The sequence below is a fragment of the uncultured Bacteroides sp. genome (genome assembly GCF_910578895.1).
Taxonomy (GTDB): Bacteria; Bacteroidota; Bacteroidia; order Bacteroidales; family Bacteroidaceae; genus Bacteroides.
Window position 1 is genome coordinate 14139 of the sequence record NZ_CAJTSC010000033.1, and the last position, 24530, is coordinate 38668.

At 48.0% G+C, this 24530-nt stretch carries 22 protein-coding genes, 1 tRNA gene, 1 other RNA gene and 1 pseudogene; 10 read left to right on the forward strand and 15 right to left on the reverse strand.

Features of this window, described 5'->3' with window-relative positions; genetic code table 11:
* Positions 1-297 precede the first annotated feature (297 nt).
* Entirely contained in the window at positions 298-1236 is a 939-nt protein-coding gene (locus tag QZ327_RS09465) for a J domain-containing protein (RefSeq protein ID WP_294618813.1), read from the forward strand.
* 258 nt (positions 1237-1494) lie between these two features.
* Here the strand turns inward: QZ327_RS09465 and QZ327_RS09470 are convergent, their stop codons facing one another.
* The 6 genes from QZ327_RS09470 to QZ327_RS09495 all read right to left on the reverse strand — a co-directional run bounded on the left by QZ327_RS09470 (position 1495) and on the right by QZ327_RS09495 (position 8547).
* Positions 1495-3201 carry an acyl-CoA dehydrogenase family protein gene (locus QZ327_RS09470; protein WP_294618814.1) on the reverse strand — a complete coding sequence of 569 codons (1707 nt, stop codon included), beginning with the start codon at positions 3199-3201 and terminating at the stop codon, positions 1495-1497.
* A gap of 65 nt (positions 3202-3266) precedes the next feature.
* The gene (locus QZ327_RS09475; protein ID WP_294618815.1) at positions 3267-4196 is read right to left on the reverse strand and encodes a hypothetical protein; all 930 of its coding nucleotides are present in this window, start codon (positions 4194-4196) and stop codon (positions 3267-3269) included.
* Positions 4197-4220: 24 nt separating this feature from the next.
* Positions 4221-5240, reverse strand: a complete 1020-nt coding sequence (locus QZ327_RS09480; protein ID WP_294618816.1) for an electron transfer flavoprotein subunit alpha/FixB family protein — start codon at positions 5238-5240, stop codon at positions 4221-4223.
* 126 nt (positions 5241-5366) lie between these two features.
* Positions 5367-6260, reverse strand: a complete 894-nt coding sequence (locus QZ327_RS09485) for an electron transfer flavoprotein subunit beta/FixA family protein (RefSeq protein WP_294618817.1) — start codon at positions 6258-6260, stop codon at positions 5367-5369.
* A gap of 525 nt (positions 6261-6785) precedes the next feature.
* Positions 6786-7019, reverse strand: coding sequence for a hypothetical protein (locus QZ327_RS09490; RefSeq protein WP_294618818.1), 234 nt, complete (start codon positions 7017-7019; stop codon positions 6786-6788).
* Positions 7020-7347: 328 nt separating this feature from the next.
* Positions 7348-8547: a C1 family peptidase gene (locus QZ327_RS09495; RefSeq protein ID WP_294618835.1), complete on the reverse strand. Its 1200-nt coding sequence runs from the start codon at positions 8545-8547 to the stop codon at positions 7348-7350.
* A 95-nt stretch (positions 8548-8642) separates the two neighbouring features.
* Between QZ327_RS09495 and QZ327_RS09500 the strand changes: the two genes are divergently transcribed.
* From QZ327_RS09500 to QZ327_RS09520, 5 genes are all read left to right on the forward strand, one after another.
* The gene (locus QZ327_RS09500; RefSeq protein ID WP_294618819.1) at positions 8643-9506 is read left to right on the forward strand and encodes a patatin family protein; all 864 of its coding nucleotides are present in this window, start codon (positions 8643-8645) and stop codon (positions 9504-9506) included.
* 204 nt (positions 9507-9710) lie between these two features.
* Positions 9711-10107: a transfer-messenger RNA gene (gene ssrA, locus QZ327_RS09505) on the forward strand.
* A gap of 126 nt (positions 10108-10233) precedes the next feature.
* A complete protein-coding gene (gene dinB / locus QZ327_RS09510; RefSeq protein WP_294618820.1) occupies positions 10234-11322 on the forward strand; it encodes a DNA polymerase IV in 1089 nt (362 codons plus the stop codon).
* A 385-nt stretch (positions 11323-11707) separates the two neighbouring features.
* Positions 11708-13636, forward strand: a complete 1929-nt coding sequence (locus QZ327_RS09515; RefSeq protein ID WP_294618821.1) for a heparinase II/III-family protein — start codon at positions 11708-11710, stop codon at positions 13634-13636.
* Between the two features lie 40 nt (positions 13637-13676).
* Positions 13677-14051: a YccF domain-containing protein gene (locus tag QZ327_RS09520; RefSeq protein ID WP_294618822.1), complete on the forward strand. Its 375-nt coding sequence runs from the start codon at positions 13677-13679 to the stop codon at positions 14049-14051.
* Between the two features lie 67 nt (positions 14052-14118).
* Here the strand turns inward: QZ327_RS09520 and QZ327_RS09525 are convergent, their stop codons facing one another.
* Positions 14119-14259, reverse strand: coding sequence for a hypothetical protein (locus QZ327_RS09525; protein ID WP_175560898.1), 141 nt, complete (start codon positions 14257-14259; stop codon positions 14119-14121).
* 510 nt (positions 14260-14769) lie between these two features.
* Here QZ327_RS09525 and QZ327_RS09530 point away from each other — a divergent pair.
* The gene (locus QZ327_RS09530) at positions 14770-17463 is read left to right on the forward strand and encodes a transglutaminase domain-containing protein (protein ID WP_294618823.1); all 2694 of its coding nucleotides are present in this window, start codon (positions 14770-14772) and stop codon (positions 17461-17463) included.
* Positions 17464-17701: 238 nt separating this feature from the next.
* On the opposite strand, the gene QZ327_RS09535 is transcribed toward QZ327_RS09530, so the two are convergent.
* The 5 genes from QZ327_RS09535 to QZ327_RS09555 form a co-directional block, all read right to left on the reverse strand.
* Positions 17702-18454, reverse strand: a complete 753-nt coding sequence (locus tag QZ327_RS09535; protein ID WP_294618824.1) for a copper homeostasis protein CutC — start codon at positions 18452-18454, stop codon at positions 17702-17704.
* A gap of 315 nt (positions 18455-18769) precedes the next feature.
* Complete coding sequence (gene rny / locus QZ327_RS09540; RefSeq protein WP_294618825.1) at positions 18770-20308, reverse strand: ribonuclease Y; 1539 nt, start codon at positions 20306-20308, stop codon at positions 18770-18772.
* Positions 20309-20436: 128 nt separating this feature from the next.
* Positions 20437-20727 carry a cell division protein ZapA gene (locus QZ327_RS09545; protein ID WP_294618826.1) on the reverse strand — a complete coding sequence of 97 codons (291 nt, stop codon included), beginning with the start codon at positions 20725-20727 and terminating at the stop codon, positions 20437-20439.
* A gap of 14 nt (positions 20728-20741) precedes the next feature.
* On the reverse strand, positions 20742-21035 hold the full coding sequence (locus tag QZ327_RS09550) for a hypothetical protein (protein WP_294618827.1): 294 nt from the start codon (positions 21033-21035) through the stop codon (positions 20742-20744).
* 253 nt (positions 21036-21288) lie between these two features.
* On the reverse strand, positions 21289-21618 hold the full coding sequence (locus QZ327_RS09555) for a hypothetical protein (RefSeq protein WP_294618828.1): 330 nt from the start codon (positions 21616-21618) through the stop codon (positions 21289-21291).
* A 363-nt stretch (positions 21619-21981) separates the two neighbouring features.
* On the opposite strand from QZ327_RS09555, the gene QZ327_RS09560 reads away from it, so the two are divergent.
* Positions 21982-22563, forward strand: a complete 582-nt coding sequence (locus tag QZ327_RS09560; protein WP_294618829.1) for a nucleosidase — start codon at positions 21982-21984, stop codon at positions 22561-22563.
* A gap of 29 nt (positions 22564-22592) precedes the next feature.
* Here QZ327_RS09560 and QZ327_RS09565 read toward each other — a convergent pair whose 3' ends face one another.
* On the reverse strand, positions 22593-22952 hold the full coding sequence (locus QZ327_RS09565) for a YbaN family protein (RefSeq protein ID WP_294618830.1): 360 nt from the start codon (positions 22950-22952) through the stop codon (positions 22593-22595).
* Positions 22953-23068: 116 nt separating this feature from the next.
* Here QZ327_RS09565 and queD point away from each other — a divergent pair, with 116 nt between their 5' ends.
* Both queD and QZ327_RS09575 read left to right on the forward strand, forming a co-directional pair.
* A complete protein-coding gene (gene queD / locus QZ327_RS09570; RefSeq protein WP_294618831.1) occupies positions 23069-23401 on the forward strand; it encodes a 6-carboxytetrahydropterin synthase QueD in 333 nt (110 codons plus the stop codon).
* A gap of 11 nt (positions 23402-23412) precedes the next feature.
* Positions 23413-23958: a radical SAM protein gene (locus QZ327_RS09575; RefSeq protein ID WP_294618832.1), complete on the forward strand. Its 546-nt coding sequence runs from the start codon at positions 23413-23415 to the stop codon at positions 23956-23958.
* A gap of 104 nt (positions 23959-24062) precedes the next feature.
* On the opposite strand, the gene QZ327_RS09580 is transcribed toward QZ327_RS09575, so the two are convergent.
* Together QZ327_RS09580 and QZ327_RS09585 are read right to left on the reverse strand one after the other, a co-directional pair.
* Positions 24063-24135 (reverse strand) — tRNA-Trp (locus QZ327_RS09580).
* 75 nt (positions 24136-24210) lie between these two features.
* A pseudogene (locus tag QZ327_RS09585) lies at positions 24211-24530 on the reverse strand (uracil-DNA glycosylase family protein); the annotation flags it as partial.

Below are 24530 nucleotides of genomic sequence, written 5' to 3' on the forward strand. Positions count from 1 at the left end.
AAATTTTATCCCATACAAATAAAGCGGTTTCTGTCAATTTTAGGAAGATTTAGAATGAATAATTACACGATATTAAGTGTCGTTTACGAAATTTTAGAATATAGCAGGTGTGATAAAGACGCACGTGTAATAGGTAAGTATCTAAAATTAAGTATACATGCTTGCTGAATTGTTGTTTGTCATTTGTTTAGGTATACGAGAGGTGATTTTAGTTTTCATTTACATATTTTGATTTCTGAGAAACAATGTTACCGCATTGTTTGTTTTATCTTTTTTAAAATGCAAAACTTATAAACTATGACATACATTGATTATTATCAAGTTCTTGGAGTAGACAAAACGGCATCTCAGGATGATATCAAGAAAGCGTTCCGTAAGTTGGCACGAAAATATCATCCGGACTTGAATCCGGATGACGCTACCGCCAAAGATAAGTTTCAGGCTCTCAACGAAGCCAATGAGGTGCTTGGTGATCCTGAAAAAAGAAAGAAGTATGATGAATACGGCGAATATTGGAAGCATGCCGATGAATTTGAAGCTCGGAAACAGACACGGCAACAAGGTGGTGCCGGCAGTTTCTCCGGTTTCGATACGGATGGAAGCGGTACATACTGGTACTCTTCCGACGGGCAGCAATTTTCCGGAAGCAAGGCAGGAGGTTTTTCCGACTTCTTTGAACAGATATTCGGACATCGTGCGCATAACGGTAACGGAACGGGTGCGGGCTTTCGCGGGCAAGATTTTCATGCGGACTTGAAACTGTCGCTTCGCGATGCCGCCCAAACCCATAAGCAGATATTCACGATAAACGGCAGGAATGTTCGTATCACCGTTCCTGCCGGTGTGGCGAACGGTCAGGTCATTAGGCTGAAAGGGTATGGCGGAGAAGGTATCGATGGCGGACCTGCAGGCGACCTGTACATTACGTTCGTGATAGCGGAATCTCCTGTTTTCAAACGTTTGGGTGATGATTTATATATAGATGTGGATATTGACCTCTATACGGCGTTGTTGGGTGGTGAAAAGTTGGTAGACACGTTGGATGGCAGGGTGAAACTGAAAGTAAATCCCGAAACGCAAAACGGAACGAAAGTCCGGCTGAAAGGGAAAGGCTTTCCGGTGTACAAGAAAGAGGGCAGTTTCGGCGACTTGATTGTGAATTATGCCGTAAAGTTACCGGTAAATCTGACGGAACAACAGAAAGAAATGTTCCTTAAAATTCAAAGTATGAACTAAACACGGCTTTTTCATTTACAGGAGTTAAAAAAGGGGAGGGAGAAGGAGTTGTCGCTCTCTGACTTCTGTAAATGAAAGAGCTGTGTGAACTCAACAGGAGAACGGGTTGTGCAGAACGAATCACTGCATCATGACTTGTCCGTCGGCATTGAAGGGAGTGACGCTTGCAGCAGTATAAAATAGAAAGGGAGACGATATTCCGGCAACCACATCATTCTGCCGGAGTATTGCCTCCCCCTTATGTATAGGTCGGAATGTTTACTTGCGATAACCTTCCAGCTCTTCAGCCTTGAACTTACGGATAAAGTTGAAGTGCTTCTCTATTTCCGACTCTGCGTAGTTTACGTATACCAGTGCCGACTTGGCAAACAGTTCGGGAGCTTTTGTCGCATCCTGGATTAGCAAGTGAGACATCACGCATACGGCAGCCATTTCGTAAAGACGACGTGCCACGAAATCCAGCAACTCCTGATTGCCGTTTTCCTTGACGGCATTGGTGCAGGCTTCGAACTTGTTTGTCATTTCTTTCACACGATCCATCAGCGGCTGCATTTCCTCGCTGCAAGGAACCAGTTCGTAGTCGCGCAAGGTGGCGGCGTAAGAACCGTTGGTGACGTAGCGGATAGCGGCTACCGTCTGCAACTGCGTAGTACCTTCGTAAATGGAAGTGATACGCGCGTCACGATAGATGCGTTGGCAAGCATATTCCAGCATGAAGCCCGAGCCGCCGTGAATCTGAATGCTGTCGTAAGCATTCTGGTTGGCATATTCCGAATTCATACCTTTTGCCAGCGGAGTGAAAGAGTCCGCCAGTTTGGCATATTTCTTCTGTTCCTGACGTTCTTCCGGAGTCAGTTTGCGTTCGCGGGCAATGTCGTCCAGTGCCTTGTAGATGTCTACGTAGCGTGAAGTCTGGTACAACAAGGCACGACCGGCATCCAACTTGGCTTTCATGATGGCGAGCATGTCGTACACTGCCGGAAACTCAATGATGGCCTTGCCGAACTGCTTGCGGTCTTTGGCGTATGCCAAACCTTCGTTATAGGCAGCCTGGCTCAAACCTACCGATTGGGCGGCGATGCCCAGGCGGGCACCGTTCATCAATGCCATCACATATTTAATCAGACCGAGTTTGCGGTCGCCGCAAAGTTCGCATTTGGCATTCTTGTAGACCAGCTCGCAAGTGGGAGAACCGTGGATACCCAACTTGTTTTCGATGCGGCGAACGTTCACGCCGCCGTCACGCTTGTCGTAGATGAACATGGACAAGCCGCGGCCGTCCTTTGTTCCTTCTTCCGAACGTGCCAGTACGAGGTGCAGGTCGGCATCACCGTTGGTGATGAAACGCTTCACGCCGTTCAGGCGCCAGCAGTTGTTGGCTTCATCGAAAGTAGCTTTCAGCATCACGCTCTGGAGGTCGGAACCGGCATCCGGTTCGGTCAGGTCCATAGACATGGTTTCGCCGGCGCAGATGCGGGGGATGAAACGGCTGTGCTGGTCTTCGTTACCGAATTCGTACAGCGTTTCGATACAGTCTTGCAGCGACCAGATGTTACCGAAACCGGCATCGGCTGCCGCTACGATTTCCGCGCACATGGTGTACGGAGTAATCGGGAAGTTCAGTCCGCCGAAACGCCGCGGCATGGTCATACCGTTCAGTCCGGCTTTTACCATGGCATCCAGGTTCTGCTTGGTGCCGCTGGCATATTCCACGCGGCCGTTGGCGCAATGAGGACCTTCCTCGTCCACGCCTTCGGCATTGGGAGCGATAATCTCACCTGTGATTTCTCCTGTGATTTCGAGCACTTTGTCGTATGAGTCGATAGCATCCGCATAGTCCTGCGGGGCATAATCGAACTTGTCTTTATCTTCGTAGCCGCGTTCTTTCAGTTCGCAGATACGCTGCATCATCGGATTGTTCAGATGATACTTCAATTCGGGAACTTCGGTATAAAAGTTTGCCATATTGTTTTCTTTTTATTTTATAATTTTTGTGTGAGAACTTCTGAGAACGGTTATTGGTTGTTCTCTTAAAGTCTTGTCTTTTTAACTGTAACATAGGACTGGACACGGAGCGGGACGACGACGATGGTCGTACATTTCCGGTTGTCTATCTCTCCGGGAATGAAAGTATGCTTGTCCAACACATCCAGCAGACCGTCGAGGTGACTTGCATTCGCCCTGGGATCTTCTGTCTTGAGGGTAAGGAGATCCACTGCCTTGCCATTGGCGTTGATTACAATGCCAATGGCAATGTTTATTGTCTTTTGGCTGTTCTTGCTGACGTCTTCGTACATTCCTTCAGGCCAGCGGGCAGTCTTGCTCGCGACTTTCCGGTTGCTGTTGTTCATTTCTTCATACAGTTCTGCCGGAAATTTGGCTGTACTGCCTAAGATTTTCGCAAGTTCCGATTCGTTACCCACGAGACGGGCAGGCTGGTAGAAAGGTGAATGACTGATTTCCATACCGTCCGGTGCGAAACATTTGCCGTATGCGCATTTGTTCCTTTTGTACACTTCTATCCGTTTCAACTTCCCGTTTTCGTAGAATTGCCGTAGCGTGTCGTTCAACACTCCGTTTTTGTATTGGCATTTTGCCATTATCTCTCCACCGGGATAGTAGAACGTGGCGTCTCCTGTCCGGCAGTTGTTTTGATAGTCAACTTGCAGACTGTCTTGCCCGGATCCGTGGAAGAGGTAACGGGTGGTACCGTGCAGAATTTGGTAATCAGGCGTTTTGCCGAATAACCTGTATTGGCTGCTGGCAGTCAGTTTTCCGTCGAGGGTATAGAAATCTACCCATTCGATACCTTTCTCTATCTTCCGGACGAGGGCACACTCTTTGGCTTTGGATTTCTTCTTTACAAATTCTCGGTTAGCATTGAGATAAATAGTGTCCTGCTGTGCCCATGCCGAAAGGCTCAGGCAAGCGATGATGGCGGAAGACAGTATGCGTTTCATAATGTTACGTTTTTTAAGATAAGCTTACTTACTGTTCTGTTTATAATACTTAATCATCTTCGGAATAACTTCCTCCACCGTGCCGTTGATGACATAATCGGCAATCGTATTGATAGGGGCATTCTCATCGTTGTTGATGGAGATGATGATACCACTTTCCTGCATGCCGGCGATGTGCTGGATTTGTCCGCTGATGCCGCAAGCGATATACAGTTTGGGACGGACCGTTACACCCGTCTGACCAATCTGACGGTCGTGGTCGCAGAAACCGGCATCCACGGCGGCACGGCTGGCACCTACCTCGGCATGGAGTTCCTTCGCAAGTTCGAACAGCATGTCGAAACCCTCCTTGCTGCCCATGCCGTATCCGCCGGCAATCACGATGGGAGCGCCTTTCAGGTTGTGTTTCGCCTTTTCCACGTGGCGGTCGATGACTTTTACCACATAGTCCGTTTCAGGAACATACTTGGCAACGTCGTGGTTGATGACTTCGCCCTTATAGTCGGCGTCCAGTATCTCTTTCTTCATCACGCCTTCGCGAACGGTAGCCATCTGCGGGCGGTGTTCGGGGTTCACAATCGTGGCAACGATGTTACCGCCGAATGCGGGACGGATTTGGTACAACAGGTTCTCGTATGTCTTGCCTTCTTTCTTATCCTCGTGGTCGCCGATTTCGAGCGAGGTACAGTCGGCTGTCAGTCCGCTGGTCAGTGCGGAAGAGACGCGCGGACCGAGGTCGCGGCCGATAACGGTTGCCCCCATCAGGCAGATTTGCGGCTGTTCTTCTTTAAACAGGTTGATGAGGACGGAAGAGTGGGGAAGGGAAGTGTAAGGGAACAGCCCCGGAGCGTCGAACACATGCAGTTTGTCAACGCCGAAGGGCAATACTTGCTTTTCAATGCCTGCCAGATTGCTTCCGGCGGCGACAGCTTCCAGTTGGCAACCCAACTGATTAGCCAATTTACGACCTTTGGTCAGGAGTTCGAGACTGACATCGGCAACCGTAGTGCCTTCTATCTCTAAATATACAAATACGTTGTTCATGTTCTTTTAGTTTTTTAGTTGACGAGTTGACGGGTTGGCAAGTTGACAAACTGGTTGACAGGTTGACGGGTTGACAAGGATATGCCTTGTAAGCCTTGTATGCTTGTCTCCTTGTCTCCTTATTAACTATCCAATCGTATGGTTAGCCAACAGTTCAACAATCAAATCTTCCACATCCTTGTCGCTGCCTGTCAGCGTTTTGCTTTCTTTGGCTTGGAAAGAGATGTTCTGAATGGTTTTCACTTTGGTGGGCGAGCCGCTCAGGCCGCATTGTGCGAGGTCGCCGTTGACGTCCGCCACACTCCATTCCGTGATGTTCAGATAAGGATGTTTTTCATAAAGAGCTGCGTAGGGCAGTTCTGCGCCTTCTTTTTCGATGGCAGCTTTCTCTTGTGCACCGAGGGCGCGTTTGTACTTCTGTATCAGTTTGGCGTTGCGCGGACGGCAGGGAGCAGCGCTTCCGTTAACGGTGATGACGATAGGCAGCGGACCTTCCACTGTCTCTACGCCGCCGTCGATGTGGCGTTTCACGGTAATCTTCTTGGCGGCTTTGTCCACGTTCAGAATTTCTTCCGCATACGTCACCTGCGTCAATCCCAACTTCTCGGCAACCTGCGGGCCTACTTGCGCCGTGTCGCCGTCGATGGCCTGGCGGCCGCCGATGATGATGTCGTAATCGCCTATTTTCTTGATGGCTGTGGCAAGGGCATACGAAGTGGCAAGCGTATCGGCACCGGCAAAAGCACGGTCGGTAAGCAGATAGCCGTTGTCGGCACCGCGGTAAAGTCCTTCACGAATAATTTCGGCTGCACGTCCCGGTCCCATGGTCAGGATGGTAACGGTGGAGCCCGGATGTTCATCTTTCAGTCGGAGAGCCTGCTCAAGAGCGTTCAAGTCTTCGGGGTTGAAGATGGCAGGGAGTGCCGCGCGGTTGATGGTTCCGTCGGCTTTCATGGCATCTTTCCCAACGTTGCGTGTGTCGGGAACTTGTTTTGCCAATACAACAATTTTCAAACTCATGCTATTAATTATTAGTATTAGTATTTCTTTGTATGTCAGTGCCGGGAGAAATAGGAGTAGTGAAGGGAAATTCCTGCTACTGAAATTGTCCGGTTAACTCATTATCAGCATGCAAATTTACGGAAAGAGTTGGGTTTGACAAGAAAACAAGGTAAAAAATGCACATCCGGTGAGATTTTGAGCAAAAGTACAAACCTGGAATTGAAAAGAGTCATTACCCTTTGGGTTCGGAATTAAGGGTCTGCAGCCCTGTTGATGTATAGCGATGCTGGCGGCTTCCGGTCTGCTTTTGCTTTTTTTCATGACAAAAAGACGGCGAAATCCCCTTTTTGCTTACTTCCGCTCTTCCGTATTTCTGCCGGAATAGCGAAGGGTTGCATAAAGTGCGGATGGATATGCGGTGTTTTCCGATGGAAATACGCTGTTTATGCAGTTTTCCGGTTTTTCTGTTGTCGGATACGGGTGTTTCAGCCGATGGATGTTAGTGTCTGACGTGAGCGGCATTAATGTCTGTCGCGATAGACATTAATGTCCATCACGAGCGGCATTAATGTCCATCGGCTGAAACACCAATATCCGGCAAACGGGATGCCCGTACAGGGCATTTCCGGCGCTTTTCTGCGCTGGTTGGTTTGTAAGGATTTCGCTATCGTATTGATAATGCGGAAGATGGATGTTTTTCGTTCCGTTTTTTCCGACCGGCAGCACATCGGGGCGGAAACAGGCGATTCTGAGGAGTTGGAAAATACAAATTGTCATTCTGATGCACGGTTTTTCATTTGCAGGAGTTAAAAGAGAGTATCGTCCCTCGGGTTCGGAATTAAAGTCCTGCGGTTCTGTTGATGTATAGCGATGCTATCGGCATCTGACTCCCTTGAATGAAAGAAATGTGCCGATGGAGTGGGGCTTTAGCGGTTATGCAGGATGAGGTATCAATTATACAGTGGGGTTGTGGGTAAGGGCAAAAGCGGAAGGCGATGTGGAATGGCAGAAAAAAAGTGCGTGCATCCAAACCCTGGCAGCCGTATCACTCTGCCCGGGTTTGGACGCACGCACCCTTGCGTGTTCTTTGTATCTTCTGTGGGGATTACTTGATACCGAGTTTCTTGGCGATATCCTTAGGCAGCGCATCTTTGTGTACAATGATGTTCATTGTCTTGTAGCGCACGAATGCCTTGGAGGCATACCATTTGCCTTCGTATTTGCCGGCTTTGCCCCAGGAGTTTTTCACCATGTAGTACTCGTTGCCTGTCTGGTCCTTGGCGATGCCGTAAATCTGCATGCCGTGGTCATCGGTGGTTTCCCAGTTGTCGTATGCCACTTGGCGTTCTTCCTGGGTGCACCATTTCTGCGGTTGGGGCTTGGTGTTGAGTTTCTTCTCTTCGGGTTTCATCTTCAACCAGTGTGCCATGTCCGAGCCGCTCAGTTCCTGTACCTTTTCGGCATCGGGCAGTACGGCGATGCCGTCGCGTGTGAAGCCCTGTTCGCTCACATCGCTGCCCCAGGCAATGGTATAACCTTTGTTGATGGCATTGTCGAACACCTGCATCAGCTCGTCGATGGGCAGGTTGTAGGAAGAAGCCCAACGCCAGTTGTCTTGGATTTCGAGAATGAATGGCTGGTAGAACGGATGGTGCGTGTAGGATGTCAGTGAGATGTAGTCGTCGGCATTCAGTCCGGTAGACTCATAGAAAGATTTCGGGGTGTATTCCTTGCCTTTGTAAGTGAACTTCTCGGGACGTTCGCCCAGGTAGATGTCATGGATGGAGGCGATTGCCTTCTTCCAGAGCGGGGTTTTGTCCTTGTCGGTCTGCAGGCTGCGGTGGTTGCCTTTGGCGATGGCGGCTACTACGGCATTGGACACGGCTGTCAGTTCGTTGTGGTTGCTCAGCGTGTCGCCATACATTACGCCCGGGCGCATCTCTTCTTCGGGCACCAGTCCGAAAGTCTTCATTCCGTAAATCACATCGTAGAACGAACCGCCTTGCGAGAAGGAGATATCGCCGTGTGTGCGCACTGCCTTGTCGGCGCGGTCCAGGTAGGTGTTGTGTACGAGGAACATTTCGGACAAGTCATACTCTCCTTTGCCCATACGGAGCAATTCGGACTCGATGAATGCCAGTCCGGAATAGCACCAGCAGGTGCCCGCACGGTTCTGGTTCTTGATGGATGTAATCGGGTTTTCTTTTACGGTAGTAAAGACGAATCCCTCTTCTTTCGGGGCGTCTTGCGCCATTGTGTTAAGACTGAACAGTCCTAAGGCGGCAATCAGTATAGGCTTTTTCATCATGATTAAATTGTTGTTAATTGATAGTTGTAGCCGCAAATATAGGCAGAATATCGTAAACAAAAGCTATCTTTGGCACGTTAATTCGGGTATTTATGGATAAAATAGTAAATATAGACCATCGGAGCGGCCTGATTCTTGAGGGCGGCGGCATGCGCGGTGTCTTCACATGCGGCGTGTTGGATAATTTCATGGACCGCGGCATCCGCTTTCCTTATACGATTGGCGTCAGCGCAGGTGCCTGCAACGGATTGTCGTATATGTCGGGACAGCGGGGGCGTGCCAAATACAGCAATATAGACCTGCTGCAGAAGTATAATTACATCGGGTTGAAATATCTGTTGAAGAAGCGCAACATAATGGATTTCGATTTGCTGTTCCGGGAGTTTCCCGAGCATATACTGCCGTACGACTATGATGCCTATTTCAGTTGTCCGGAACGCTTTGTCATGGTCACTACCAACTGCCTGACCGGAACGGCAGGCTACTTTGAGGAAAAGCGGAGCAAGGAGCGTGTCATCGATATCGTGCGTGCTTCGAGCAGCCTGCCTTTTGTTTGCCCCGTTACGTATGTGGACGGCATTCCGATGCTGGACGGCGGTATTGTGGACAGCATTCCCTTGATGCGTGCCCGCCGTGACGGTTACGACCGTAATGTGGTGGTGCTGACACGCAACCGTGGATACAGGAAAGATATCCGGGGCACGAAAGTGCCGTCTTTCATTTATCGCAAATACCCCCGGTTGCGTGAGGCAATCAATCGGCGTTGTTATGTCTATAACGAACAGCTGGAACTGGTGGAACGGTTGGAAGATGCGGGAGAGATAACCGTGATACGTCCGCAGAATCCGGTAGCGGTAGACCGTATCGAGCGGGATGTGAACAAACTGAAGGACCTTTATGACGAGGGGTATGCGTGTGCGGCGGCTTTCCGTTTTTCTTCCGATGTTCCCACTTGATTGAGAACGTGTTTCGTAAATGAAAAAACGTGGCATCAGCTAATATTTGCAAATATATGATGGTCGGTAACAAAAGAATATGTATATTTGCATCGAAAGAAAGCGGCAGGGCATGAAAATAATGTATCATGTATTCCTTTTTCATCCCCCGGCTTGGAAATAAGCATCGCAATCTTTTGTTATTTCAGACTGTTACAAAGTCATGGGGTTGACTGGATTTGACAGCGGGCAGAAATGGTAAGTAAGCATGCAGTGCGTCGTTGATTTGCACTTAAATCTCAGTCTTCAAAATTTTATCTGGCGAAAGACAATTTGCTCTTGCTGCTTAATCGAAGTATAGTAGGTTAGCTTAATCCCGACACAAGGTGTTGGGACGAGACATCACTCGGAAGCTGTTGCTCCGAAGCGTTCCGGCAGAGTGGTGCAGTGAAATCGGGGATAGTTCGTGTCAGCCTCGTGGCACGGATGAAACTTTAGAGGATAAGGTAGCGGTTGATGGCTTTGGTTCTGCCGCTGCACGAAAACTTAGGCAAAGATAAGCATGTAGAAAGCTTATGATTTCCTCGTTTGGACGAGGGTTCGATTCCCTCCAGCTCCACGGACAAATGCTGGGTAGTCAGTATTTAAGTATTACACCTGATTTTACGTTGCGACAGCGTGAAATCAGGTGTTTTTTCTAAAATAATAGCCGGTTTTCCTATTTTTGTATCGGCGGTGAGTTACAGTAATGACCGAACGGAAGATAATACATATTGATATGGACGCTTTCTATGCGTCCGTAGAGCAGCGTGATAATCCGGAACTGCGTGGCAAACCCGTGGCAGTGGGACATGCGGAAGAACGGGGCGTGGTATCTGCTGCCAGCTACGAAGCCCGGCGGTTTGGAGTGCGTTCGGCAATGTCATCCCAAAAGGCGAAACGGTTGTGTCCGCAGCTCATCTTTGTTCCCGGGCGTATGGATGTCTATAAATCGGTATCCCGCCGGATACATGAGATTTTCCATGAGTACACGGATGTCATCGAGCCGCTTTCGTTGGATGAGGCTTTTCTTGATGTGACGGAAAACAAACTTGGCATTCCGCTGGCTGTGGACATTGCGAAGGAGATTAAGCGGAAGATTCGGGAAGAACTCAACCTGGTGGCGTCTGCCGGTGTGTCTTACAATAAATTTCTGGCAAAAATAGCTTCGGACTATCGCAAGCCGGACGGTCTATGCACCATACATCCCGACCAGGCACTCGACTTCATAGCCGGGCTTCCCATTGAAAGTTTTTGGGGAGTAGGTCCGGTGACGGCAAAGAAGATGCACCTGTTGGGAATTCACAATGGTGGACAGCTGCGCACCCGTTCGCGTGCCACGTTGTTGCGTGAGTTCGGCAAGGTCGGTTCGCTATATTATGATTGTGCAAGAGGGATTGATCTTCGTCCGGTAGAATTTGTGCGTATCCGTAAGTCGGTCGGTTGTGAGCATACGTTGGAGAGGGATATCTCATTGCGCTCATCGGTCATCATCGAACTATACCACGTGGCGGTGGAACTTACAGGCAGGTTGGAACGCAGGGATTTCAAGGGAAACACGCTGACGCTGAAAATCAAATTCCACGATTTCAGCCAGATAACCCGGAGCATCACGCAATCCAAAGAACTCGTCACACTCGATGTAATCTTGCCTTTGGCAAAACAATTGTTGAAAGAGGTGGAGTATGAACATCGGCCTATCCGCCTGATTGGTCTTTCGATATCCAATCCGCGTGAAGAAACGGAAGAGAAAGGTGTCTGGGAACAGTTGAGTTTTGAATTCAGTGACTGGCTGTGATTCGAGTGCCAATGATTAATTAAGCATCCATTATTATTATGAGCCTGTTTGAATTTTCTTCAAAAGGCTTTTCCTCAGCTTCCTTCCAAGTCTCTTTCCGGTCTGTTTTTCTCTTTTCCTCTTTTCCTCTTTTCATTTGTCACATAGTCCGCTATGCTCCTCATAAAAACAGAAAAACATCCTCAAAAAGAACGCTCAAAAGGAGGCTCAAAAGAAGGCTGAACAAAATTTAAACAGGCTCTAATAATCACAACGCATCTGCTTTTCACACGAAAACAGTACATCATTTGTACGATAAGTGAGGTTATACTGATTAATATTTGTGATATTTGCATCTGATTTACTATAACAGATAACTTATTTTTGAATATTATTATTGATTGTCATGAAGAAAAACACGCTTTATCGCATTATCCTTTCTTTCTGCCTGCTTCTTATTGCGGGAGTTTCGGCGCATGCCTATACCGAACGCAATCTTTTGCAAAAGGCGGCGGGTAGTGAAGAAAAACTTAAAGAAGTATTGGTGATGAATCAGGCTTGGGTGCCTTATCCTGCCTATAACGACCGTTCTGCCTGGGATGCTTTGCTGGGGGCTGATAAAGAAGCGCTTGTCCGCGCCGGTGAAAAACAGCTGAACTACGAATGGAAAGTAATCCGTGCCACCGATTACTTGGAGTATGAACGCAGTGGTGAACGCAATATCATGCAGAACCCTTATGAAGCAAACCGCAAAGCCATCAATGCCCTGATGCTTGCCGAACTTGCCGAAGGAAAAGGACGCTTTATCGACCAACTGGCAAACGGCGTGTTCTTCAGTTGCGAGATGACTTCCTGGGTGCTTTCCGCCCATCTGGTACGCCAAAGTACGAAACGCTCTTTGCCCGATTACCGGGAACAGGTGATTGACCTCGGTTCCGGCAACTACGGCTCCATGCTGTCGTGGGTATATTACTTCTTCCGCCATTCATTCGACAAACTGGATCCTGCGATTTCCCTATGCTTGCGCCAGACATTACAGGAACGTATTCTCGACCCCTATATGAGTAATGACCGCGAATGGTGGATGGCTTTTCGTTGGAAACCGGGAGAGATTATCAATAACTGGAATCCGTGGTGCAACTCGAATGTGTTGCAATGTTATCTTTTACTGGAAAATGACCGTGAACGCCTGGCAAAGGCAGTATGGCGCAGCATGCAGTCGGTCGATAAGTTCATCAACTTCGTAAAAGCCGACGGTGCCTGCGAGGAAGGTCCTTCTTATTGGGGGCATGCCGCTGGAAAGATGTACGACTATCTTCAGATACTCTTCGACGGTACGGGCGGAAAAGTCTCGCTTTTTGAAGAACCGATGATACGCCGGATGGGAGAGTACATCAGCCGTACATACGTAGGAAATGGTTGGGTAGTGAACTTTGCCGATGCTTCTGCCAAGGGTGGAGGTGATGCGCCGTTGATTTACCGCTACGGTCATGCTGTGGGCAGTGATGAAATGATGCGGTTTGCAGCCTATCTTCTGAATGGCAAACGTCCTTCCATACCTGTGGGAAATGATACCTTCCGTTCCTTGCAGTCCATCTTGTGGAATGGGGAACTGGAAAAGACGGTGGCAGCTCATATCGTGCCCGACTGCACCTGGTATCCCGAAACGGAATTCTGCTACCTGACGAATAAATCCGGTTGGTTCCTGGCAACAAAAGGCGGCTTCAATAATGAGAGCCATAACCACAATGACGTGGGTACTTTCTCCTTGTATGTCAACACCATACCGATGCTGATTGATGCAGGCGTGGGAACCTATACGCGTCAGACATTCAGCAAAGACCGTTACACCATCTGGACGATGCAAAGCAACTATCACAATCTGCCGATGATTAACGGTGTGCCGCAAAGTTACGGACAGCAATATAAAGCTACGGACGTTGTCTGCCAGCCTAAAAAGCGCTTCTTCTCAGCCAATATAGCCACAGCCTATCCCGAAGAAGCCGGAGTGGGCAACTGGACACGTGCATACTCTTTGGGCGAAAAGCAACTGGTTATCACCGATAATTTCTCCCTGAAATCGGCGAAAGTGCCCAATCAGGTTAATTTCCTTGCCTGGGGGAAAGTGGATATTTCCGTTCCCGGGAGAGTGACCGTCGAAGTGCAGGGACAGAAAGTCACGCTGGAATATCCCCGCGAGTTCACGGCAGGGCTTGAAACAATCGAGTTGCCGGATACGCGTCTTTCCAACGTTTGGGGGGCCGAAATCTATCGAATAACGTTGAAAGATAAAGAAGCGCGATTAACGGGTAAGTATAAGTTCGTTATCAAATAAATAATCTATATTTGCGTTTTAGAATATAAAACGCAGGACTATGGGTTGTTTTATGAACTTTTTGTGGCTGATATTCGGAGGCATCCTTACAGCTATTGAATATCTTGTTGCCAGTTTGCTGATGATGATTACCATCATCGGCATTCCGTTTGGCATGCAAACGTTGAAACTTGCTGCGCTTGCGCTGTGGCCCTTCGGAAAAACGGTGCGGAGCGGAGAGCGTTCGGGCGGATGTCTCTACGTGTTGATGAATGTGCTGTGGATATTCTTGGGTGGTATCTGGATTTGCCTTTCGCACTTGGTGTTTGGAGTGATTTTGTGCATCTCCATTATCGGTATTCCCTTCGGTTTGCAGCACTTCAAACTGGCGGCATTGGCGTTGACGCCTTTTGGAAAAGATATCGTTGCAGATTAAACAAAAAGAAAGAGGGCGAAGAACCTTTCAGTTCTTCGCCCTCTTTCATTTTATTTAAAGGTGTTGTTTACATGGTAATGTTAGCTTGCTTTGCAAGCAGTTTCTGAAGTTTGCCGTTCAGAGCCTGGCACATTGCACCGTTTCCCATTGCCTGATAGCGTTTAATACGGTACTGTAACATAAAGATTTCATTTGCATTCTTTTTCATAATCGTCTTGTTTTGTGCTTTCCGCGTTTCGGAAAGCGGGTTTTACATCTTTTTCTTTATCTTATTAACGCTGCAAAGATACAAAATGTTCACGATAAATATGTTCTATAACATAAAAATATGCACTCTTTCTTCAATTATCTCTTGAAAAGCACAGTTTTGCCATCTGTATATTACAAATAGGTGGCTATATACTGCCTTACAGCAAAGCCCCCTATAAACAATTATAATGCTTATAGGGGACTTATCTTTTATATACTCCATTACTTAACAGGGATTCACACTGTAAGGCAATAATCTGTAGATATATGTCATACCTTTGTAATATCTTACATGAAATGGAAGTTATAAACAGGAGATTAAGATGGTAAATAAGTTGTTGATACTTTTGTATGGTCCTTGAGCAATGTAGTTTCACGTTTTCTGAAGACACCACTTTAGTGGTAAATTTAAGGTGAGTTTTCGGATAATTCTTTAACTTTGTGGCTTACACCTTAATATATAAGTATTATGAGACGAGCTACACATCTTTTCGGAATATGCTGGCTGCTTTGCCTGTTTGCTTCCTGTGGAAAATCCCATTTCATAACTGATGAATCCTACCGCTCCCGTGTGAAACAGGATTTGCGGCAGAAACAGACGATGCTATCGCAAGGAGAACTGTTTACCATATTGGACGATGAGTCGTTGACCACCTATGAACGGGAAGCTTTGGAGTTTCTCTATGCATATATGCCGTTGGCAGATATCACGGACTATCCCGGACAGTTTCACCTGATGAATATCCGTGCTTCCCGGCGCACGGCGGAGGAAATGCCTTGGGGAAAGAAGATTCCCGAAGATTTGTTCCGTCACTTCGTACTTCCGGCGCGGGTGAACAATGAGCATCTGGACAGTGCCCGGGTTGTATTCTACGATGAACTGAAAGACCGTGTCAAGTCTCTTTCTCTATACGATGCCATATTGGAAGTGAACCATTGGTGCCATGAAAAGGCGGTCTATATGCCCTCCGACGCCCGTACCAGTTCTCCGTTGGCAACTGTGCGTACTGCTTACGGCCGTTGCGGAGAAGAATCCACGCTTCTGGTAGCCGCCCTTCGTTCGGTAGGCATTCCGGCACGGCAGGTTTATACTCCGCGTTGGGCGCATACCGATGACAATCATGCTTGGGTGGAAGCCTGGGCGGATGGCAAGTGGTATTTCTTGGGTGCCTGTGAGCCGGAGCCGGTGTTGAACCTCGGTTGGTTCAACGCCCCTGCCAGTCGCGGCATGCTGATGCACACAAAAGTGTTCGGACGTTATGAGGGGAAAGAAGAGGTAATGTCCGTCACCTCCAACTATACGGAAATCAATGTGATTGAGAATTACGCACCTGCGGCACAAGCCAAAGTAAAAGTGACCGATGACCAAGGAAATCCCGTTTCCGGTGCGCAGGTAGAATTTAAACTCTACAACTATGCGGAATTTTACACGGTAGCAACCAAACAGACCGATGCCGACGGTACTTGTGCCCTGACTGCCGGAAAGGGAGATATGCTGGTGTGGGCATCCAAAGACGGAAAGTTCGGTTTCGCCAAACTCTCTTTCGGCAGGGATGATGAACTGACTGTGGCGTTGGATAAAACTCCCGGTGATAACTGTATTGCCGACTTTGACATCGTTCCACCGGCGGAAAGTGTAAACCTGCCTGCCGTTACTGACGAACAACGTGCCGAAAACAATCGCCGTTTGGCGCAGGAAGACTCCATCCGCAATGCCTACGTTGCTACATTCATGTCAGAAGACTCTGCCCGTTGTTTGGCGAAACAGTATAAGTTGGATGCGGATGTAGTGGCAAAGATTCTGGCGGCTTCCCGTGGCAATCATAAAGTGATTGCGGATTTCATTACCCGTCTGCGTTCCGAAGACTCCAGGAAGGGTGGCATCGACCTGTTGCAGCAGATTTCGGCAAAAGACCTCCGTGATGTCAGTCTGGAGGTGTTGATAGAAAACATGTTGTCTCATGTACGCACAAGTGCCGTGAACTTCCGCAAATATGTACGCAATCCGCGCATAAGCAACGAGATGCTGACCCCATACAAAACCTTCTTTGACAAGGTGATTTCTCAGGAAACAGAACGCATGTATCTCGAAGAGCCTGCCAAGTTGATTGCGTGGGTAGCTGAGAATATCCGTGTGGAGAAAGGCTGCAATCTGGGTGCTCCTGCCATTTCTCCTGCGGGAGTGTGGAAAGCACGCGTGGCGGACGCTCACAGCCGCGATATTTTCTTTGTGGCGATGGCTCGCAGCATGGGCATACCTGCGCGTATTGATGAGGTGACGGGTAAGGTGCAGCTGATTACCGATGAAGGTGCTGTAGATGTGGATTTGAACCGCAATCCTAAAGAAACTACATTTTCGGTGGAAATGACTCCGTTACGGGGTACGCTCGTTGCCGGATACCAGCCCGTCAAGTCGTTGGATAATCCGAAATATTATTCTCATTTCACTATTTCCAAAATCACTCCTCAGGGACGTTTGCAGTTGCTCACTTATGATGAAGGCGATGCGGATATGGGTAGCGGCACCACATGGAGCAACCTGTTGAAGAGAGGGACGGCATTGGATGCCGGAAACTATATGTTGGTCACAGGTATACGTCTGGCGAGCGGGGCCGTACTTTCCAATGTCACTTTCTTTAGCATCGAGCCGCAAAAGACGACAAAAATAGATTTGGTGATGCGTGAAAGCAAAGACGAGGTGCAGGTCATCGGGAACTTCAACTCCGAATCTCTTTTCACTCCGATAACGGATAAGGGAGCATCTTCTCCCCGACAGAGCCTTTTGCAGGCTTGCGGACGTGGTTACTTCGTGGTCGGCATATTGGGTGTCAATCAGGAGCCTACCAATCATGCATTGCGTGACATAGCCGCATACAAGGCGGATTTGGAGAAATGGGGACAAAAGATGGTGCTGCTTTTCCCCGATGAGGCCCAAGCCGGAAGATTTGCTGAAGAATCATTCCCCGGTATGCCCTCTACCATTATCTATGGTGTAGATACGGACGGCATCGCCAATCAGATAGCCGGAGCCATGAAATTGAGGAATAAGAATAACCTGCCTGTCTTTATTATTGCCGATACCTTCAACCGCGTGGTGTTTGTTTCGCAAGGATACACCATCGGGCTGGGTGAGCAATTGATGAAAACGGTGAAGGGGTTATAAGGGATAAGGAGTTGACGAGGGAACAAGGGACTGTACTGCACTTTGTTCCCTTTTTTGTCAACTGATTCAAATCCGTGCAGGCACGTTATTATTTTTTAGACATAAGAACATAAGAATATAAGAACAAAAAGGGAAACAGAAGCCAACTACGCTGAATGGAAAATCTATTCCTTTGTTCTTATGTCTAAAAATAATTCTTTTGTCATTTAACTCAAAACCGAGCTGAAATGAACAAAATTTAAACAGGCTCTAATACTTCAATCGTTTTTCTGACCCGTCTTGCAGTAGTCACAGGGTGGCAATACTCTTCTATGTGTACTGTACCACCCATAGATACTGACTCATTGTGGTGCATCATGGCACTGTTTACATTCTCCCTTGCCGAGAAGTGAAATTCCCGGATGCCTGTTTCGGTGGCAATGCGGGCGATGTTGTTTTCGTTCACTCCGCATCCTGCCAGTAGGGTGATGCGTCCCGCAGCCTGTTGCTGTAACTCTTTCAGCAGGGTGATGCCTTGCTCTGCCGTGGACTGCTGCCCGGAAGTAAGTATGCGGCTGCATCCCAGTTCTATAATCTGCTCCAATGCTTCCTGCGGGTTGCGGCATACATCGAAAGCACGGTGAAAGGTGACAGGGATGCCTTGCGAGGCCTCCATGAGTTGCTTCATGAGCGGTATGTCTATATCGCCTTGCGCAGTGAGACAGCCGAATACCAATCCGTCTGCCCCCAACTGGCGGGCATTGCAGATGTCTTTCAGCATGATACGCCGTTCGACAGGAGAATACAGAAAATCTCCGCCACGCGGACGGATGATGACATGCAGCAGTGTATGGTGCAAAACTTCGCGTGCAACGGCAATTTCTCCGTAGGATGGGGTAGTGCCGCCTTCCGGTATGCCTGCGCATAACTCTACCCGGTCCGCTCCCCCTGCCTGGGCGGCAAGGCAACTCTCTACGGAGTTGGCGCAAACTTCAAATTGATAGGGTCTCATGACTGATAATCAGGATTACTTGGTTCGTGTCACTGCTTTTTCATTTGCGGGAATTAGAGGAGTTGTCGGGAGCCAGAAGAAGTTATCGTCCTTCGGACTCGGAGTTATATGCCGATAGCTCTGTTGATGTATGGCGATATTATCGGCATATAACTCCCTTTAACTCCCGACAACTCCTCTAACTCCCGTAAATGAAAAAGCAGTGGGTTTGTGGATACAAAAATAAGAAACAGTTTCGTGAATGGCAAAGAAAACAAAAAGAGACGGGATTTTTATTATCCCGTCTCTTTATCATTGAGCCTCAATCGTTGTGGCTTATTTTGCATAGCTTACGGCGCGCGTCTCGCGGATTACCGTAATCTTCACCTGTCCCGGATAGGTCATTTCATCCTGTATTTTCTTCGCGATTTCACCGGAAAGGTTTTCGGTCTGTTTGTCGTCAATCTTATCGGCACCTACGATTACACGCAACTCGCGACCTGCCTGGATGGCGTATGTTTTCGTTACGCCCTGATAAGACATTGCCAACTGTTCCAAGTCGTTCAGGCGCTTGATATAGGCTTCTACGATTTCGCGGCGTGCTCCCGGGCGTGCGCCTGAGATAGCGTCACATACCTGTACGATGGGAGCCAGCAGGCTCGTCATTTCCACTTCGTCGTGGTGGGCGCCGATAGCGTTGCAGATATCCGGTTTTTCCTTGAACTTTTCGGCAAGCTTCATTCCGTAGAGCGCATGCGGCAATTCCGGTTCTTCATCGGGCACTTTACCGATGTCATGCAGCAGGCCGGCACGTTTTGCCTTCTTGGGGTTCAGCCCCAGTTCGGATGCCATCACAGCGCAGAGGTTGGCTGTCTCGCGGGCATGCTGCAACAGGTTCTGGCCGTATGAGGAGCGGTATTTCATCTTACCGATGATGCGAATCAGTTCGGGATGCAGGCCATGGATGCCGAGGTCGATTGTAGTGCGTTTACCGGTTTCGATAATCTCTTCTTCCACCTGCTTGCGTACTTTAGCCACCACTTCCTCGATGCGTGCCGGGTGGATACGTCCGTCTGTTACCAATTGGTGCAGTGCCAGGCGGGCAATCTCGCGGCGAACCGGGTCGAAGGCTGACAGAACGATGGCTTCCGGCGTGTCGTCCACAACGATTTCCACACCCGTAGCCGCTTCCAGCGCACGGATGTTGCGTCCTTCGCGACCGATGATACGTCCTTTGATTTCGTCCGATTCGATGTGGAATACGGTGACGGAGTTTTCGATAGCCGTCTCCGTTGCCACACGCTGAATGGATTGTATGACAATACGCTTCGCCTCTTTGCTTGCCGTCAGCTTTGCATCGTCCATGATGTCGTTGATGTAGGATTGCGCCTGTGTCTTGGCTTCTTCCTTCAACGACTCTACCATACGCTCTTTGGCTTCTTCGGCGGAGAGGCCGGAAATGGCTTCCAGTTTTTCGATTTCCTGGCGTTGCAGATGTTCCAGCTCCTCTTTCTTTTTGTCAACGATAACCAGTTGGGCTTCCAGGTTCTCTTTCACCGCTTCGGCTTCCGTCTTCTTGCGCTGAATCTCTTCCTGGCGCTGGTTCAGTACCAGTTCGCGTTGTTTCAACTTGTTCTCGGCTTGTTGTATCTTTTGGTTACGAAGCGATACTTCCTTCTCCAAATCCGCTTTCTTGTTCAGGAATTTTTCCTTTACTTCCAGCAACTTGTTCTTTTTAATCACTTCCGCTTCGGTCTCGGCTTCCTTGAGGATGCTGTCGTATTTGGACTTCAATCCATGCTTGAAGAACATGTACGAAGCAAACCCGCCGACGATGAAACAGGCAATGGATGCTACTATTGTAACTACTGTCATTTTATTAATTTGTTTTTAAGTATATAAATAAAAAACACTGTATAAAAACCGGTCTGTTGGGGACAGGATTTTCGTACAGTGCGCGATATTATCTCTCTCGTAAAACGGGGGACAGAAAAGTTGTCTCCTTATTCTTCCTTGAAATAAGCTTCCAACACCTCTGTCAGTTCCTCGATCTTGGCTGTGTAGGGTTCGGTGTCATTACGGTCTTTCAACTGAAGTGTCTCCAAAGCAAATTGATAGGCCACCATGGCTATGATTCTCTCTGAAGAGACGTTCTGAAAACGTTCCCGATACGCATTGATCCGGATATTTACCTGTTTGGCGGCTTCTCTTACCTTTTCCTCATCCTCACGGTTGATGGTGAGGGGATAGGTGGCTCCGGCCATTTGCAGGTTTATCTTTATCTTATCGTTCATACATCCTCTTTCTTTTATTCATTCAACAAAGCGATGCACTTATCGACTTCACGCACTAATTTGGACAATCGCAGCTTCGTCTCTTTTACGTCGCTGCCGTTAAGGCTGATTGTCGTAGCTGTTTTTAGGTTTGTATAGTTGGTTTCCAGCTCATTGTAATCGGCTTGTACTTTATTGCACTCTTCTTCCTTTGCTTCGAGAAGTCGCTTAAGTTCAGCATTTTCGCGTTTTAATTCATCGTGCAGATAGATTAAATGCCGCAGCCTGGCTTCGAAAGTACTTAATAGCTTCTTTTCTTTGTCTGTCATTACTACACCAAAAATGTACACAAAAATACAATTAATTTGGATATTACAAAAGTTTTTCAAAGAAAATGTTTTATATCTGTCACGGCTCTTTCATTTGGGAAAGTTGGGGGAGTTAGGGGAAGAAGGAGTTGAAGGTGGTTGGAAGGAGTTATCGCCCTTCGGGTTCGGAGTCAAGTGCCGATAGCTCTGTTGATGGATGGCGATACTGTCGGCATCCGGTTTCCTTTAACTCCCGGTACCTTCTGTAGCTCCCTTAAATAAAAGTTTCGTCTACAGTAAGTGAACCCCGCACATCACAATGGTGTGCACCTGTAATTCCCTTCAATGAAAACACCGTCTGCAGCTTGTCTTTCTGACAATCTGTATTTCCCGACGCCGCAGAATCGCCTGTTTCCGTCCCGATGTGCTGCCGGTCGGAAAAAACGAAACGGGAAACGCCCATCTTGCGCATTCTCAACGCGATAGCGAAATCCTTACAAACCAACCAGTGCGGAAAAGCATCGGAAATGCCTTGTGCGGGCATCCCGTTTGCCGGATATTGGTGTTTGCGGCGAGGGGCATTAATGTCGCTCGTGATGGACATTGGTGTCTATCGCGACAGACATTAATGTCCCTCACTTCAGACGTTAACATCCATCGGTTGAAACGCTTGCATCCAACGGGAGAAAATTCTGTTTTCTGCATAAACGGTGCATTTTTACAACAAAAAGAAGCATATCCATCCGCGTTTTATGCAAGCTGTTTCTGTTTTGGAAGAAAGATGTAGGGGCGGAAGTAAGTGAAAGGAAGGTTTTTCTGTCTTTTTGCCATGAAGCGGAGTCGTTCGGTTCTTTTTGAGAATGTTCTTCTTTCTGTTTGAATTCCTAAATTTGCAATCGTGAAAGGGCTTTTTATGCCATTCCGATACAGTATTAAAATAAAACAGAGATTGAAAAACAGGAAAAAGATGAGGGTTTTGGTTACTTACGCCGTCCAAGGCGAATTTACGGAATTGAATATCCCCGGTTTGATAGGGGAGGAAGAAGTGCAGGTAGGCTATCTGCGTACCGGCATAGGAAAGGTGAAATCGGCTTTCTATCTGACGGAAGCGATTAATCGCTCGCAACCTGATTTGGTTATCAATGTGGGCACGGCAGGCACCGTCCGTCATCAGGTAGGCGATGTTTTCGTGTGCCGTCATTTCGTAGACCGCGATATGCAGAAGCTGGCGGCATTTGACATGGAGTGTGAGATAGATTCGTCGGAACTGTTGGCGCAAAAAGGATATTGCCTGCATTGGCAGGGGGAGGGTATCTGCAATACGGGCGATACTTTCTTGACGGAGTTGTCGGATGTAAAAGGGGATGTGGTGGATATGGAAGCCTATGCGCAGGCATTGGTGTGCCGTGCCAAGAACACGCCGTTCATTGCCGTGAAGTATGTGACGGATATTATCGGGCAGAACTCGGTGAAACATTGGGAAGATAAACTTGCAGATGCCCGCAAGGGTTTGGGAGAGTTCCTTGGGGCATTGGGTGGGGTGATTTAGTACATGATTGGCAATGGCGGAACTCCGTCTCATTTCAGTGTTTTGAAAGAGAGGATGTGACGGCTTGTTCCTGCCGCAATCAGTAACAACACTATTTTTAGCCACCAATAGGGGACGATGAAAAAGACGCAGTGGAGAATTGTTATCCATATCAGTGATACGGAAACGATTTTGGCTCTCAACGGAATGGCTTTGTTCTCGCGGAAGTTACGGATATAGTTTCCCAGGTATTTCTGGCGTAACAGCCAGTCGTATAGGTGGGGAGAACTGCGCATGTAAAGGGCGGCTGTGAGCAGCAGGAATGGGGTTGTGGGCAGCAATGGAAGGAAGATTCCGATGATGCCGAGTATTAAAGAAACCGTGCCGAGTAGAATATAAAGGGCTTTCATGTTGCAAAAATAGAATAAATAACTGTCAATTCCAGTGTTTTTTGTACTTTTGCAGTTGCATCGAGGTGACATTAGATGCGTATTTTTATAAATGTTTTAATTAGCGTATTAACCGTATGTATACAGTCATTAAACGAATGGAGGTTTCGGCGGCCCATAGCTTGAAGCTTTCTTATCAGAGTAAATGTGAAAATCTGCATGGTCACAACTGGATAATCACAGTTTATTGCCGTTCCAAAGAGTTGAATGCCGATGGAATGGTGGTCGATTTCAGCCATATCAAACAAATGGTAAAAGAAAAACTGGACCACCGGAATATTAACGAAGTACTTGCCTTTAATCCTACGGCCGAAAACATTGCGCGTTGGATATGCGACCAAATACCGGTTTGTTTTAAAGTAGAGGTGCAGGAATCCGAGTCGAATATAGCCGTTTATGAGAAGGATTGATGAGGCTGCTTATGAGAAAGATTAACGAAATATTTTATAGTTTGCAGGGAGAAGGATTCCATACGGGTACTCCGGCTGTCTTCATCCGTTTTTCCGGTTGCAACCTGAAATGCTCCTTTTGTGATACGTTGCATGAAGAGGGTGTTCTGATGTCCGATGAGGAGATTTTGGCGGAGGTGGGGAAATATCCCGCGACGATGGTGATACTGACCGGCGGAGAACCTTCGCTTTGGATTGACCGGGAGTTTGTAGACCGTCTGCATCGGATGGGGAAGTATGTTTGTGTCGAAACGAACGGCACCCGTCAGTTGCCGGATAATGTGGACTGGGTGACTTGTTCTCCCAAGCAGGGGGCGAAGTTGGGCATTTCCCGTATGGATGAGGTGAAGGTGGTGTATGAAGGGCAGGATATTGCCGTATACGAGCCGCTTCCCGCCAAGCATTTTTTTCTGCAACCTTGTTCGTGTGGCAATACCGCGGAGACTGTGGCTTGCGTGATGCGGCATCCGGGGTGGCGGTTGAGTTTGCAGACGCATAAACTGATAGAAATAAAATAAGAGGGTGTCAAAACCCTCCTGTTAACCAAATGTCCCCTGTCTCAGATAGCTGCGACAGGGGACATTTGTATGTTTGATGTGTTTCGATACATCCTCTTGTTCTGCACGGGAGGAGAGGCTCGAACTCCCGACACCCGGTTTTGGAGACCGGTGCTCTACCAACTGAGCTACTCCCGTGTTTGCGGTTGCAAAGGTAATGGAAACTTTCAAATCTGCAAGCCCTTTGTTACTTTATTTTGAAGAGAAAATAACTTATAGCATTTGTAGGTCTTGATACATAATGCGATATGCCGCCGCTTTTTTTTCCAAAGCCAGCGGATAAGCTCTTGATGAAGAGGGCATGCGGTAGAGCCGCATGGGGCGATTTTCGTAAATGAACTCTGTGAAATCTCCCACTTTAGGTTCTTTCAACGAAAACAGGGCGCAGAGAATATCTGTTGCCTTTTGCCCTGTAGTGACAATTGCTTTGCATAATGGCAATTGTCGCAGCAATGCCGCTACATCGGTAGGTTGAACCACTTCAAGATATTTGTCCGATGCATTGTCTTGCAGCCTTCTTATGGCGGTGGCGG